The sequence below is a fragment of the Ciceribacter lividus genome (genome assembly GCF_003337715.1).
Lineage (GTDB): Bacteria > Pseudomonadota > Alphaproteobacteria > Rhizobiales > Rhizobiaceae > Allorhizobium > Allorhizobium lividum.
Genome location: NZ_QPIX01000015.1, coordinates 51620 through 65994, shown reverse-complemented (window position 1 = coordinate 65994; position 14375 = coordinate 51620). Strand labels below are relative to the sequence as shown.

The following is a 14375-nucleotide window of genomic DNA, read 5'->3' as shown; positions in this document are numbered from 1 at the left end:
CGTCGCTTCTTCCTCTCCCCCACCGAGGGGGAGATCGACCCGTGGCCGGCATCCCGTGCACGGCGGATCTTCGAGCGCGAGGAGAGCGACGCGCGGGGTTCACCCTCCCCTTGAGGGGGAGGGTCGGACCGCAGGTCCGGGGTGGGGTGATCCGTGACGTCGTCACCCCCACCCGCGCGTTCCGCGCGACCTCCCCCCTCTAGGGGGAGGTGGGAGGGCCTCGTCGCCCATCACCCCCTTCTACCCCGCTGGCGTTCTTCGCTGCAATCGATTCACCGGATCGATTGCCCCTCATCCGCCTGCCGGCACCTTCTCCCCGCTCGCGGGGAGAAGGGACAAGCGACACCGCGCTGGTCGTCCCCTCTCCCCGTTCCTACGGGGGTCCGAAGGACGGGCAGAGACACGCGGCTCTGCCCCGGCAGGTCAGGGTGAGGGGCGGTCGTAAGGGGCGCACGCCTCCGTCCTCCGTCATGCCGGGCTCGACCCGGCATCCAGCCGCGCGATGTCCGTCGCGCGGGGAGACGTCTTCGTCTGCATGCAGGTGGGTTCTTTCGGCTCGCCGACGCTCGCCGGCTGGATGCCGGATCAGGTCCGGCATGACGGAAGCTGCACATCCGCTTCTTCCTCTCCCCCACCGAGGGGGAGATCGACCCGTGGCCGGCATCCCGTGCACGGCGGATCTTCGAGCGCGAGGAGAGCGACGCGCGGGGTTCACCCTCCCCTTGAGGGGGAGGGTCGGACCGCAGGTCCGGGGTGGGGTGATCCGTGACGTCGTCACCCCCACCCGCGCGTTCCGCGCGACCTCCCCCCTCAAGGGGGAGGTGGGAGGGCCTCGTCGCGGGTCATCTCTCTGCCCCGCCGCCGCCAAGCTCATTCGATCCGCACCCGCACCATGTCGCCGCGGACATGGATCGCCGGCTTCGCCCCCGGCGTGTTCGGCAGCGCGCTGTCGACATAGGAAGCCGTCGCTTCGACGAGGTAGCTGACGGGTGTCGGTACGAGGAAGTGGAGACCCGCATCGAGCATGTTGCCGGTGAGCGCGATGGTCTCGTTCTGCATCACCTTGTCGAAGACGACCCGCGCCCTGAGTGCTGCGCCGACGAGCGAGAGCTGCGCGGCATGGCCCCGGAGGTTGACGTCGCCGGCATCGCTGCGGATATCGACGGACGAGAAGTCTCCCTGAAGATCGGTCTGCGAGGCCTGCTGGTCGATGGCGACGGCGGCCTCGGGTTTCAGCCGGGCGGTGAGCGTCATCGTGCAGTCGGACCAGCGGTAGAAGTGCGTGCCGCCGAGGTCGACGACGAGGGTGTCGCCGTCGATGCGCATGCCGCCTTCCGGGCAGGAGACGGGAAACCAGCCGGAGTGCCAGAGCGCGCCCCAGCCGCGGCGCTCGCCTTCGAGCCTTGCTTCATGGGGTCCCTCGGCAGCGGCCGAAATGAGGAGCCGGCCGGCCTCGCCCTCGACGCGGATCTTCGAGACGGCGGAAAGGTCGAGCGGCCCGACGGCGCTGGTGCGGGTGGTGACGAAGGCGGCCGCACCGTCGAGGGCTGCGGCGGCGAGCACGACGCCGAGGAGGGAGAGGAGGACGGTTCTGGTTTTCATGGGAGAGGCTCCGGTTCGGGTTGACGAATGGCCCCATCCGGCACGGCGCGCCGCTTTGTTGCGACCTTGATCGCGTTTTGGGTCGACCGCGAACGCGATTGCGGCCAGAGTGACGGCAATTGCCCGCCGGTTGTCGCTCCATGCTCCTCGTTCCGCTTTCCTTTCTCGTCTCGCTCCTCCTCTTCGTCTTTCTCGTCCGGCTCCTGCGCCAGGGGCGCGAGGCACTCGGCCGCAACCGCCTGTTCGTGGTGCTGATCGGCCTCTATGTCGTCCAGACGGCGCTCGTCGGCATCCGCTGGGGCTATGGCGTCACCGCCGTGCTGCCGGCGCTGCCGCTCCTTGCGAGCCTCATTCCGCCGCTCTCCTTCGTCGCCTTCCGGGAGCTTGCTGCGGAGGAGGGGGCGATCTCCGCCCGCGACTGGCCGCATCTCCTGCCGACGCTTTGCTGTGTGGTGGCGATGCTTGTCGGCTTTCGCGATCCCGTCGATCTCGTGCTGATTGCCGAGTTCGCCGGCTACGGCCTGGCGCTGCTCTGGCTTGCCCGCCTAGGGCCGGATGGCCTGGTCGCCTCCAGGCTTGACGGAACGCTCCGCTCCTACCGCTCGCTGCAACTGACGGCGCTGGCGCTGATCGGCTCGGCGGCGACCGACATGGCGATCAGTCTCGATCTCCTGCTTGCCGGCGGCCGCCATGCGCCGGCCGTGGTGTCCGCCGCGACGACGTTCATCCTGCTCATGCTCGGGGTCGCCGCCATGACGGCCGGCGCGGAGGAGGCAGATGACGCGCCGGAGGCGGAGCCCGAACTGCAGGCCGTGCCGCTCGCGACCAGCGCCGATGCCGAGGTCGCTGCGGCCCTCGACCGGCTGATGGAGGGCCAGCGGCTCTTTGCCGATGCCGGGCTCAATCTCGGCCGGCTCGCCCGCCGCCTCGGTCTTCCGGCGCGGGCCGTCTCCAACGCCGTCAACCGCGTCCACGGCATGAGCGTCTCGCAATACGTCAACAATTTCCGCGTCGCCGAGGCCTGCCGGCTGCTCGGCGCCACCGACATGCCGGTGACCCGCATCGTCTTCGAGGCGGGGTTCATGACCAAGTCCAACTTCAACCGCGAATTCCTGCGCGTGACCGGCATGAACCCGACCGCCTGGCGCGCGGCGGCGCCGCGGGAAGTGTGCTCGATCTCCCCCCTTGAGGGGGAGATGTCACGAAGTGACAGAGGGGGGTGAACCTCGGGACCCGGCGCCTGTGATACCCCCCTCTGCCCTGCCGGCGTTCGTCGCTGCAATCGATTCACTGGATCGATTGCCCGGCTTCGCCGGGCGCTCCTCAACCCCCTCAAGGGGGGAGATCGACCCGTGACAAGCCCCCTCAGATGCCCTCGACCGCCGTCTTCAGCATGTCGCGGACCTGGCCCGCCACCGATTTCAGCGCGGGGTTCGGGATTGCCTCCATCGAGGCCACCGGGTCGATCGCGCTCACCATCACCGAGTCCGGGCCGGTGCGGCGTACGATGACGTTGCAGGGAAGCATGGCGCCGACCTTCGGTTCGAGGCCGATCGCCTGGTGCGCCATGGTGGGGTTGCAGGCGCCGAGGATCAGGTAGTCGTCGACATCCTTGTCGAGCTTCTTCTTCAGCGTCGCCTTGACGTCGATTTCGGTCAGCACGCCGAAACCCTGCGCCGAAAGCGCCGCCCGCGTCTTCTCCACCACGGTTGCGAAATCCTCGCCTTCGAACGTCCGGTCGATCGTATAGGCCATCATTGCCTCCTTTGCGGTCGTTGGAGGGCGATTGAACACGCCGAACGGGGCCGCTTTGCGGCGGTCTGGCGCTAATCCTCCGACGATTGGCAGGCCGCCCGCTCCATCGCTGCGGCGAGCGACGGCAGGATGCGCGGATCGTCCGACTGCGCCACGTTGAAGCGCAGGTATTCCCCGGCGGTCTGCGATACGCTGAAGGCGTTGCCGGGTGCAAGGATGACACCGTCTTCGAGGCAGGTGCGGGCAATGGCGGCGGCATCGAGCCCCTCCGGCAGCCGGCACCAGAGGAACATGCCGGCCTTCGGCGTGATCCACGGCTCGAGCCCCGCGGCCTCGAGTTGCCGGCCGACCCGCTCGCGGGCGGCGGCGAGCCGCACCCGGAGCGCCTCGACATGCTTGCGGTAGCTGCCGTCGGTCAGAAGCGACAGCACGAGTTCGGAGGAAAGCCGCCCGCCGCCGAAGCTGGTCGCGATCTTCAGATCCGCGAGCGCCTCGATCCAGTCCGGCCGCGCGGCGATGAAGCCGCAGCGTACCGAGGCGGAGAGCGTCTTCGAAAAGCTGCCGATCGCGATCACCCGGTCGAGCCCGTCGAAGGCGGCGAGCCGTGGCGAGGGCGTCTCCTCGAAATCGGCGAAGATGTCGTCCTCGACGATCGTCAGCCCGGCCGCGTCGGCGAGCTTCAGCAGCCGGTGCGCGACGACCGGCGAGAGCGTCGCGCCGGTCGGGTTGTGGAGTGCCGAATTGGTGATGTAGAGCCGCGGCCGGTGCTCGGCGAGCATCTCGCCGAAACGGGCGATGTCGGGTCCCTCCGGCGTGTAGGGCACGCCAACGATGCGTGCCCGATGGGCGCGCAGAAGTGCGATGAAGTTGAAATAGCAGGGATCGTCGACGAGCACGGTGTCGCCCGGTTCGAGGAGGAAGCGGCAGACGAGGTCGATCGCCTGCGTGCCCGATTCGGTGAGCATGATCTGGTTCGGCGCCGCCGTCACGCCGGTATCAGCAAGCCTTCGCGCGAGAAGCTGGCGCAGGCCTGCAAGCCCGAGCGGCGTGCCGTAATCGGAAAGGACCGCCTCCGGCCCGCGGGCCGCCGCCCGCAGCGCCTTGGCGAGTGCGGCCTGCGGCATCCACGACGGCGGCAGCCAGCCGCAGCCGGGCTTGGCGATCGTCTCGCCGCTTTCGAGCGACTGGCGCGACACCCAGAGCGGGTCGATCTCGCGGTCGAGCCGCGGCCCGATCTCGGCGAGCGAGAGCGGTGCGAGCGGTGCCGAGACGAAGAAGCCGGCGCCGGGACGCGAACGGATCACCCCCTCCGCGGCCAGCCGCTCATAGGCCTCGACCACGGTCGAGACCGAAACCTGCTGGCTGCGCGCGAAGGCCCTGACCGAGGGAAGCTTCGCCCCCGGCGTCAGGCTGCGGGCGGCGATCCGCGCCTTCACCGCCGCCATCACCTGGCCGATGCGCGTGCTCGCCACCTTCTCCGCCGCGCTGGAAACACCCATCCGTATTGCTCGCCATGCCATAACAGTTTCAGAAGATTGTACTGCACCGTCTCTGGTTCTTCCAGCCCGCACGTCGCAAAAGACCGTCGAGAACAACGGAAAGGAACGGTTTCGGATGCAGGCGACACGCAGCGGCTTGATGAATGGATTGGCGGGAGTGGCGATCTTCAGCGGCTCGCTGCCGGCGACGCGGCTTGCCGTTACCGGTTTCGACCCGGTCTTCCTGACGGTGGCGCGTGCGGCGATCGCCGGCGGCCTGGCGCTGGCGCTGCTCCTTGCGCTCCGCCAGAAGCGCCCGGCGGCGGGCGATCTCCTGCCGCTCGTCGTGGTGGCGCTCGGCGTGGTCGTCGGCTTTCCGCTGCTGACGGCTTACGCGCTGGAAACCGTGACCTCCGCCCGTTCGGTGGTCTTCATCGGCCTCCTGCCGCTTGCGACCGCGATCTTCGGGGTCTTGCGCGGCGGCGAGCGGCCGCGACCGCTCTTCTGGCTGTTTTCCGGCCTCGGCAGCCTGCTGATTGCCGGCTTTGCCGCGGGGCAGGGGCTCGGCGCCACCTCGACCGGCGACCTCCTGATGCTGGCGGCGATCCTCGTCTGCGGCCTCGGCTATGCGGAAGGGGCGGCCCTTTCGCGCCGGCTCGGCGGCTGGCAGGTCATCTCCTGGGCGCTCGTCCTCTCGCTGCCGGTAATGGCGGCGGTTCTGGTGCTGCGGCTGCCGCAGAGCTTTGCCGGCGTCAGCCCGGCCGCCTGGGGCGGGCTCGCCTATGTGTCGCTGTTCAGCATGCTGATCGGCTTCGTCTTCTGGTATCGCGGGCTCGCCCAGGGCGGCATCGCCGCCGTCGGCCAGCTGCAGCTCCTGCAGCCCTTCCTCGGGCTGACGCTCGCCGGCCTCCTGCTCGGGGAAGAGGTGAGCCCGCTGATGCTCGCCGTCACCACCGGCGTGGTCGGCTGCGTCGCGGCGGCGCGGAAATTCGCCCGCTGAGGCGCATTCAGCGGATCACCGGCTCGCCGTGATAGCGCCGGCGCGAGGGCTTCGAGACCCCGTAGGCCACCTCCATCATCAGCCGCGGCCGCGCCCTCGGCAGCGTTCCCATATGGAAGCCGAAGGGGTCCTCGACGAAGCCGGTGCCGGCCGGGCCGGTCAGCGTCATCACCGCGTCGCGACCGTAATAGGCGAGCACCTCGTCGGCCGGATGGCCGACCACCGGGGTCAGCTGGTGCTTCAGCCGCCGGCGGCGATGGCTCTCGCGGATATAGACATGCGGGCCGGCATCGACGCCGACATCATTGATGTAAAAGAAGAATTTCAGCATCCGCCAGTCGTCGAGATCGAAATGGTACTTGAACGACAGCCGGTTCAGGTCCGCCTCGCTCGCGCTCGCCGCCGGAAAGCTCCACCAGGTGCGGATCGTCACCTGCTGCGCCTGCCCGCCGAGATAGTGCTGCGCCACCGCCTTCAGCAGCGGGTCCCGCTGCACGGCAAGTGCCGCCTCGCAGGAGAGCACACGCTCGAAATGGTGGCCGCTCAGGATCGGCCGGCCGAAGCGCGCCTCGGCCTCGCGGTGTTCGTCGGGGAGGAATTCGAGCCGCCGCTCGAAATTGCCGAAGCAGGGCGTCTCGCGCGCGAAGCGGCCGATCGCCTCATGGATGTCCGTCGGCAGCCTGAGGCCGGTGAAGATGCCGTCGCGGCGGATCTTTCCGGCGATCGTCTCGGCCGGCAGGTCGCCGAACATCGAGCTTTCCGTTCCGCTCTCCGGCGGCGCCGGTCGCGCCGTCAGCCAGTGCGCCTTGCGCGCCGGCATGGTGCGGGCGAGTACGAACATGGCGAGCCAGGCGGGGTTTTCCCTGAGATCGGCGAGATAGGTCGGGATGCGCGCCGCGATGCGGCTTGCGAAGCCGCCGTCCCGGGCGACCCATTCGAGGTCACGGCGGTTGGAGCGTTCGGCGTCGAGCATGCGCGGTCCTTCTCGCAAGACGCAATGAGGTTCTGAGGCAGTCAAGACGGGCAGGCCGGCCCTCCCGTGCCGCTGTGTTTGCAAGGCTCATCCGGCAATGCAGCGGAAATGTGGCGCAAGTCCCGCACACGGACGGGCCGTCGCGCGCCGGAGCGGAAACCCGTGAATAATCGTGGGTGCAATTTTAGCGTATTTCCTTTTCATAATACAACCGTGTGTTAGAGTGTCTTCGTGGTGTTCTGGTCGAGGCACAGGGGGTGGCGACCGGATGGATTATTCCGACGACTATTTGCGCGCGCGCCTGCCGAGGGAGGATCCCCCGGCGGAGCTCGTTCCCGCCGACGTGGACCGCGAAATCGCCGCCTGGATCGAGCGCGGGGAGCTTGCCGATGCCGCGTTGGTGGCGCGCAGCGTGCGCTGGACCTATGCGATCTTTTCCGAGCTCGCCCTCGGCAATTACCGGCTCGGCCGCAACCTGCCGCCTTGGGACAGTTTCCTGGCGCTGGCCTCGATGGCCTCGCCGGCTGTGCCGCGGATCACCGTCGGCCTTTATGATCCCTCGGTGGAAATGCCGGGCTTCGGGCTGGCAATCAACGTGCCGGAATGGGACGGGCCACCCTTCCTCGTCCTCGACGAACTCACCTTTCCGCGCCTCGGCCGGCGTTTTCCGCTTGCGCTGCGCCAGGTCGTCACGGAACTGCATGCGGCGCCAAACCCCGCCAATGCGACGGCCGCCTGCTGGGCGCGCTGCAATCTTGCCGGCGACTGGGGGATCGTCACCGCCGGCCATGCGATCTGCAGCAGCCAGCCCGGCTTTTCGGTGCCGCTCGCGACCGGCGGGACGGGTCGTCTCGCGCGTTCCTTCTGGCAGCCGGTCGACGCCGCCTTCGTGCTCACCGATCCGCCCGAAGCGCCGCCGTCGCCGCTCGCCCTCTGCCACTTTCCGGCTGCCGGTCTGCCGGTCACCGTCGAAACCCGTTCCGGCTGCCTTTCCCGGACGGTCGCAAGCGCCTGCAATTCGCTCGGCTTTTATCGCACGCGGCTCTATCCGGTGCTGTTCTTCCTCGACAGGCCCTGCGTGCCCGGCGATTCCGGCGCGCTGGTGCGGCTGACGAGCGGGGAGGCGGCCGGCCTTTACAGCGGCGCGCAGCCCTCGCCCGCGACCGGCGGCAATTCCGGCCGCGTCCTCAACTTCGCCCAGGCGATGTTCGCCCTCGATACCACCGCCTATCTCTGAAACCCCGACCCGGAGGAAAATCCGATGCCGAAAGAAAAGCCCTTCGAAATCTCGATCTTCGTTCCCGAAAAGGCTGCGGCGTTCGCCCCGATGCTCGCCCGCGAGGAGGCGGTGGAACACGCGCTGACCAAGGGGTTTGCCACGGCCCTCGGCGGCATCGCCAAGGTCGGCGCCGACAAGGTCGTGGAGCAGTGGCGCGGCACCGTCGACACGCTGGTCGGCCTCGGCGCGACCGTCTCCGAGAGGGCCGAAGGCTGGCATGTCGAGGAGATCGAGGTCGGCTTCACGCTGAGCGCCTCCGGCGAACTCCTCTTCATCGCCGAAGCCGGCGCCGAGGCGAGCATCACCTTCAAGCTGAAGCCGAAGACGGCGGGAGCGTAAGCAGGGGAGGGAGAGGGAGGGGGCTTTGCGAGACACATGGCCGCACGACGCGCTGCGCGGGTAGGCTGGCCCCTTCTTCTTCCCCGAACTGACATGATCATATTGGCAACTCCGGCGTCGCGTACTACATGAACGCTCGGTCCCATTGGTTTGCGCGCTCATGAGCGCGGCACAAACATGTTTGCCATGAATCGCGAATATGTTCTTATGGAGACTTCAATGAAAGGACACCGGCATGAACGAACCGCTCAAGGCTCTCATCGAGGCTGCTCGCAAAGCTCCCCAGACCAAGAGGGATTTGGAGGTTCAGCGCCGTAGCTTCGCCTACGGCAATACCCATTTCGAAAACAGCCGGATAACCCGCGAAATGGTCGACAAGATCGCCGACGAGATGCCGTTTTCCGGTGATCTGAGTGTTGGAGCGCCTCGCACCGATGAGTGAGGAGGAGCGCCGTCACAGCGTTGCGAGCGAGGCGAACCTGATCCTCGACGAACAGCAGCGTGCCGAAGCCGAGGCCAGAAACGGTCTCGTCCAGTTCGACCACGCTTGCAGCATGATCGTCGATGCCATCGAAAAAGGGAAAAGCTGGAAGCTTCGTCCTTCCGCCATTCTTGCGCTTCATCGGGCGGCTCTTGAGGGTATCAGCAGCTATGCCGGCAACTACCGTCCTGCGGGAGTGGCCATCTCCGGAAGTGAACACAAGCCCGTCGACGCGCATCGAGTCCCGGAACTCATTGAGGATCTTTGCGACTACGTGAACGATCATTGGCAGGACAAGCCGGCCGTCCATCTCGCCTCCTATGTCATGTGGCGGCTCAACTGGATACATCCGTTCAGCGACGGCAACGGTCGCACGTCCCGAATGCTGTCCTACCTCGTTCTCTCGGTGAAGCTCGGCATGTTGCTTCCGGGCCGAAACACCATTCCGGATCAGATTGTTGACAACCGGCAGCCATATTTCGCCGCGCTCGAAGAAGCAGATCGCACGGTGGCGGTCGGGTCGCCCAACTTGGCCAAGATGGAAGACCTGATCGAAGCGATGCTCGCGAAACAGCTCGCGAGCGTGCTGGAAACCGCGACCGGCAAGCACTTCCTGCCTCTGGACGAGGCGACCGAGTAGCACTGGTCCCGGCGCGCAGCACCGTACACGTCGTTCCTCTCCCCCTTCACCCCTCCGGCTCGAACACCATCGCGTGGCCGTTGATGCAGTAGCGCAGGCCCGTCGGCTTCGGGCCGTCGGGGAAGACGTGGCCGAGATGGCCGCCGCAGGTGCCGCAGCGGATTTCGGTGCGCACCATGCCGTGCGAGGCGTCACGGTGTTCGGTGACGGCTCCGGGCCTGACCGGTGCGAAATAGCTCGGCCAGCCGCAGCCGGCGTCGAACTTGGTGTCGGAGCGGAAGAGCGGTGTGTCGCAGGCCGCGCAGCGGTAGAGCCCGTGCTGGAATGTGTTCCAGTAGGGGCCGGTGAAGGGCCGTTCGGTGCCGTGCTCGCGCAGGATATGGTACTGCTCGGCGGTCAGCTGCCCGCGCCACTCCTCGTCGCTCTTCTCGATCCGGGTCGTCGTCACGTCGTTGGTCATCGCTCGTCTCCCTGTTCCTCCTCCAAGAGATAGGGCGCCGGAGCGGCTGCGGCAATTGCGCTCGCCCGTCTCCCTCGGCGACGGCGGGCTTCGCCTGTATAAAGGAGATGGGCGGACTCATCCGTCGTCAGGGAGACAGACCGGGAAACCCGGGGGCAATTTCTCGTTTGCCCCGGCTGCCGATCTCTCCCGCCAAGAGGGAAAGCGCGTCATGCGGAATATCAAACTTGCCTTGTGGGGAACACTGGTCCTGTTGAGCCTGCTCTGGCTGGCCGCCGAGCCGGACGTGTTCCAGTCGGAAAACGTCTTTGCGCTGCGCGCCGCCATGATCCAGTACAGCGGCGTGCTCGCCATCGGCGCCATGAGCATCGCGCTCGTCCTGGCGCTGAGGCCCGGCTGGCCGGAGACCTGGCTCGGCGGGCTCGACAAGATGTACCGCCTGCACAAGTGGCTCGGCATTTCCGCCCTCGTGCTGTCGCTTGCCCATTGGCTCTGGTTCGAAGGCGCGGGCTGGGCGATCGACCTCGGCCTCGTCGCGCGACCCGAGCGGCCCGAGCGGCCGCCGCTCGAAAATCCCGTCCAGGAGTTCCTCGTCGGCTTGCGCGATCCCGCCGAGGGGCTCGGCGAATGGGCCTTCTATATCTCCGTCCTGCTGATCGTGCTGGCGCTCGTTCCGCGCTTCTCCTACTGGTGGTTCTTCAAGACCCACCGGCTGCTCGCCGTCACCTATCTCGTGCTCGCCTTCCACACCGTGGTGCTCGCCGAGTTCGCCTACTGGACGCAGCCGGTCGGCGTCGTGCTTGCCGTGCTCCTCGCCTGCGGCACGGTCGCCGCCGTCATGGTCCTCCTGCGGCGGGTGGGGATCAGCCGGCAGGCGATGGGCAAGATCACCACGCTCACGACGTATCCCGGCGTCCGGGCGCTCGAGATCGGGATGAAGATGGAGCCCGGCTGGCGCGGCCACGAGCCCGGCCAGTTCGCCTTCCTCACCTCCGACAAGGGCGAGGGCGCGCATCCCTTCACCATCGCATCCGCCTGGAATGCCGCCGACGGCGGCATCGCCTTCATCACCAAGGCGCTCGGGGATTACACGAGCCGTCTTCCCGATACGCTCAGCGTCGGCCATGAGGTCAGGGTCGAGGGGCCGTACGGCCGCTTCACCTTCGACGACGAAGGACCGCGGCAGATCTGGATCGGTGGCGGCATCGGCATCACGCCCTTCATCGCCCGGATGAAATACCTCGCGGCACGGCCCGATCGCGGCATCCGCCAGGCGATCGACCTCTTCCATTCCTCGACCGACCTCGACGAGGACGCGTTCGCACGGCTCGAGGCCGATGCCGCCGCCGCGAATGTGCGCCTGCATATCCTGCTCGACGCCCGCGACGGTCTGCTCACCGGCGAGCGCATCCGCGCCACGGTGCCGGACTGGCGGGAGGCGAGCATCTGGTTCTGCGGTCCCGCCGGCTTCGGCGCCGCGCTCAGGCGTGATTTCGCCGGCCAGGGTTTCGATGTGAAGAAGCGCTTCCATCAGGAGCTCTTCTCCATGCGGTGAGCGAGGGCGGCTCCGGCGATCGCCGGGCCGCTTCGGCGCGTCCCGGCCCGCCGATTTTCGGGGGATAACGGAGTTTTGACCGGCCGCATCAGGGGGCGCCCGCTTGCATTGGCGGGCGCATTTTCCAACACTGCCGCGCGAATGGCCCGGCGGCGTGTCGCCGGCCGATAGCCTTTGCCCTTGAGACGGGGGCGTCTTTGCCCTAACAGGATGGGCACCTCCGGCGAGGGCTGAACGGTCCCGCCGCGCCGCGCGAAGAAGGAGAACAGATGCCCGTGGATGGAGCCGGCCTGACATTGCTCGCAATGCTTCTGCCCTTCGCCGGTGCGGCGATCGCGCCCGTTCTCACCGCCCGTCTCGGCCATAACGCCGCCTGGTTCCTCGCGCTGGTCCCGGCCTTCGCCTTTATCCATTTCGCCGGCTTCCTGCCGGAGGTTGCGGCAGGCGAGGTCGTCACGGGCGGCTATCCCTGGGTGCCGAGCCTCGGCCTTTCCTTCTCCTGGTTCCTCGACGGGCTCTCGCTCACCTTCGCGCTGCTGATCACCGGCATCGGCACGCTGATCGTGCTCTATTCCGGCGGCTACATGAAGGGCCACCCCCAGCAGGGGCGCTTCTTCTCCTTCATTCTGATGTTCATGGGCTCGATGCTCGGCGTCGTCGTCTCCGACAGCCTGCTGATGCTCTTCGTCTTCTGGGAGCTGACCTCGATCACCTCCTTCCTGCTGATCGGCTTCGACCATGCCCGCGAGGCCTCGCGCCGGGCGGCCCTCCAGGCATTGGTGGTGACGGGCGGCGGCGGACTGCTGCTGCTCGCGGGCCTCATCTTCCTCTGGGACATGTCCGGCGTCACCCAGCTCTCGCTGCTCGTCCATGGCGGCGACGTGCTGCGCGAAAGCCCGTTTTATTGGGCGGCGCTCCTTCTCGTCCTCGGCGGCGCCTTCACCAAGTCGGCGCAGTTTCCCTTCCATTTCTGGCTGCCGAACGCCATGGAGGCACCGACCCCGGTCTCGGCCTACCTGCATTCGGCGACCATGGTGAAGGCCGGCGTCTATCTCCTGATGCGGCTCAACCCGGTGATGGGGGCAACGCCCGCATGGGAATTCCTGCTGCCGCTCTTCGGCGGCGTGACGCTCCTCGTCGGTGGGCTGCTTGCGGTCCGCCAGACCGACCTCAAGTTGATGCTCGCCTATACGACCGCCGCTTCCCTCGGCCTTCTCGTGATGCTGACCGGCTTCGGCTCGCCCTATGCCGTCGAGGCGGCGGTGCTCTATCTCGTCGCCCATTCGATGTTCAAGGGCGCGCTCTTCATGGTCGCTGGCCTGATCGACCACGAATCGGGCACCCGCGACGTGACGAAACTCGGTGGCTTGAGGAAAGCGATGCCGCTCACCTTCTCCGCCGCCGTGCTTGCCGCACTCTCGATGGCCGGCCTGCCGCCCTTCTTCGGCTTCCTCGCCAAGGAGGAGATCTATGCAGCGCTCGCCGGCGGCGATCCGCGCGCCATCCTCTTCACGGCCGTTGCCGTCGCCGGCAATGCGCTGATGTTCGCGATCGCCTTCGCGGTGGCGCTCAAGCCTTTCCTCGGACCCGAGGTCAAGACGCCGAAACACGCCCATGAAGGCCCGGTACTGCTCTGGCTCGGACCGGCGGTGCTTGCGCTTTCCGGCCTTGCCGCCGCCGCGTTGTCCGGGCTGTCGCACGCTTACATCTCCTCGCCGATGGCGAGCGCCGTCGCCGGCGAGGCGGAGACGGTCACCATCAGTCTGATGCCGCATATCGGCGTGCCGCTTGCGCTTTCCGTGCTGACGATCGCGATCGGCGTCGGCCTCTACCTGTCGCTGTCCACCGTCCGCGGCGGCATGGCGCGCCTGCTCGAGCTCCTCGGGCCGGGGCCGGATCGCGGCTTCGACGCCTTCATTCGCGGCCTCGTGCGGCTTTCCGTCCGGGTGACGCGGGTGATCCAGGACGGCCGGCTCGACGTCTACGTCACCGTGACCTTCGTGCTGCTCGCCGTCGTGCTGCTGGTGCCGCCCTTCGTTTACGGCGAGCTTCCGGCGATGCCCGCCTGGCCTGCGGATGTCGGCTTCCACCAGCTCACCTTCTTCGTAATCGCGATCATCGGCCTCGTCGCGGTGCTGACGGCCGGCGACCGGCTGACGGCCATCGTCTCGCTCGGCATCCAGGGGTTTGCCGTCGCCGTCATCTTCCTGCTCTTCGGCGCGCCGGACCTATCCTTCACCCAGTTCATGGTGGAGACGCTCTCGGTCGTCATCCTGGCGCTGGTCATGACGCGGCTCAGGCTCTCGCCCTCCGACCACCGGACGCTCCGTGAGCTCGTGGTCGACGGCACGATCGCCGCCGCCGGCGGCCTCGGCTTCGCGCTGATGCTCCTGAAGACGACGCAGCTTCCCTTCAATGGCGCTCTCACCGATTTCTTCAACGCCTATTCCAAGGTGATCGCCCACGGCGCCAACGTCGTGAACGTCATCATCGTCGACTTCCGCGGCACCGACACGCTCGGCGAGATTTCCGTGGTGATGATCACCGGGCTCGCGATCCTGGCCTTGATCCGTATCCGCATCGCACCCGTCTCGCCGGCCATCGTCCCGCCCGTCGAGCCGGCGAAGCCGCCGTCGAAGAAACGCGCCGCGAAGGAGGGCAAGGCATGACGACTGTGCTTCACCCCCCTCTGTCGGCTGCGCCGACATCTCCCCCACAAGGGGGGAGACCGGCTTGTGGCCACGCCGCGCCTCTATCCGGCCGTTCATCTCCTGAGCCGACGGCCGAGAGGAACGTGTGGACCGAGTACGGAA

Annotated in this window: 13 protein-coding genes; 8 read left to right on the top strand and 5 right to left on the bottom strand. The window is 67.6% G+C overall.

What is annotated here, in order from left to right; all coding sequences use genetic code 11:
• Window positions 1-870 precede the first annotated feature (870 nt).
• On the bottom strand, window positions 871-1602 hold the full coding sequence (locus tag DFR48_RS20420; protein ID WP_114365058.1) for a hypothetical protein: 732 nt from the start codon (window positions 1600-1602) through the stop codon (window positions 871-873).
• Between the two features lie 140 nt (window positions 1603-1742).
• Between DFR48_RS20420 and DFR48_RS20415 the strand changes: the two genes are divergently transcribed.
• Window positions 1743-2825, top strand: a complete 1083-nt coding sequence (locus DFR48_RS20415; RefSeq protein ID WP_114365057.1) for a helix-turn-helix domain-containing protein — start codon at window positions 1743-1745, stop codon at window positions 2823-2825.
• Window positions 2826-2967: 142 nt separating this feature from the next.
• On the opposite strand, the gene DFR48_RS20410 is transcribed toward DFR48_RS20415, so the two are convergent.
• Together DFR48_RS20410 and DFR48_RS20405 are read right to left on the bottom strand one after the other, a co-directional pair.
• Entirely contained in the window at window positions 2968-3357 is a 390-nt protein-coding gene (locus DFR48_RS20410) for a DUF302 domain-containing protein (protein WP_114365056.1), read from the bottom strand.
• 71 nt (window positions 3358-3428) lie between these two features.
• Complete coding sequence (locus DFR48_RS20405) at window positions 3429-4856, bottom strand: aminotransferase-like domain-containing protein (RefSeq protein ID WP_114365055.1); 1428 nt, start codon at window positions 4854-4856, stop codon at window positions 3429-3431.
• 115 nt (window positions 4857-4971) lie between these two features.
• Here DFR48_RS20405 and DFR48_RS20400 point away from each other — a divergent pair, with 115 nt between their 5' ends.
• The gene (locus tag DFR48_RS20400; protein ID WP_114365054.1) at window positions 4972-5835 is read left to right on the top strand and encodes a DMT family transporter; all 864 of its coding nucleotides are present in this window, start codon (window positions 4972-4974) and stop codon (window positions 5833-5835) included.
• A 7-nt stretch (window positions 5836-5842) separates the two neighbouring features.
• Here the strand turns inward: DFR48_RS20400 and DFR48_RS20395 are convergent, their stop codons facing one another.
• Window positions 5843-6808, bottom strand: coding sequence for a hypothetical protein (locus tag DFR48_RS20395; RefSeq protein ID WP_114365053.1), 966 nt, complete (start codon window positions 6806-6808; stop codon window positions 5843-5845).
• A 268-nt stretch (window positions 6809-7076) separates the two neighbouring features.
• On the opposite strand from DFR48_RS20395, the gene DFR48_RS20390 reads away from it, so the two are divergent.
• The 4 genes from DFR48_RS20390 to DFR48_RS20375 all read left to right on the top strand — a co-directional run bounded on the left by DFR48_RS20390 (window position 7077) and on the right by DFR48_RS20375 (window position 9547).
• On the top strand, window positions 7077-8045 hold the full coding sequence (locus tag DFR48_RS20390; protein ID WP_114365052.1) for a chymotrypsin family serine protease: 969 nt from the start codon (window positions 7077-7079) through the stop codon (window positions 8043-8045).
• 24 nt (window positions 8046-8069) lie between these two features.
• Window positions 8070-8426, top strand: coding sequence for a Pepco domain-containing protein (locus DFR48_RS20385; RefSeq protein ID WP_114365051.1), 357 nt, complete (start codon window positions 8070-8072; stop codon window positions 8424-8426).
• 235 nt (window positions 8427-8661) lie between these two features.
• The gene (locus DFR48_RS20380) at window positions 8662-8868 is read left to right on the top strand and encodes a hypothetical protein (protein WP_114365050.1); all 207 of its coding nucleotides are present in this window, start codon (window positions 8662-8664) and stop codon (window positions 8866-8868) included.
• Window positions 8861-9547, top strand: a complete 687-nt coding sequence (locus DFR48_RS20375) for a Fic family protein (RefSeq protein WP_114365049.1) — start codon at window positions 8861-8863, stop codon at window positions 9545-9547. Before DFR48_RS20380 ends, DFR48_RS20375 begins: the two co-directional genes overlap by 8 nt.
• Window positions 9548-9593: 46 nt before the next feature.
• Here the strand turns inward: DFR48_RS20375 and msrB are convergent, their stop codons facing one another.
• Window positions 9594-10007 (bottom strand): peptide-methionine (R)-S-oxide reductase MsrB, encoded by a 414-nt coding sequence (gene msrB / locus DFR48_RS20370; protein ID WP_114365048.1) that lies wholly within the window; start codon window positions 10005-10007, stop codon window positions 9594-9596.
• 211 nt (window positions 10008-10218) lie between these two features.
• Between msrB and DFR48_RS20365 the strand changes: the two genes are divergently transcribed.
• The gene (locus DFR48_RS20365) at window positions 10219-11562 is read left to right on the top strand and encodes a ferredoxin reductase family protein (protein ID WP_114365047.1); all 1344 of its coding nucleotides are present in this window, start codon (window positions 10219-10221) and stop codon (window positions 11560-11562) included.
• Between the two features lie 269 nt (window positions 11563-11831).
• On the top strand, window positions 11832-14231 hold the full coding sequence (locus DFR48_RS20360; protein WP_114365046.1) for a putative monovalent cation/H+ antiporter subunit A: 2400 nt from the start codon (window positions 11832-11834) through the stop codon (window positions 14229-14231).
• The last annotated feature ends 144 nt before the right edge of the window (window positions 14232-14375 follow it).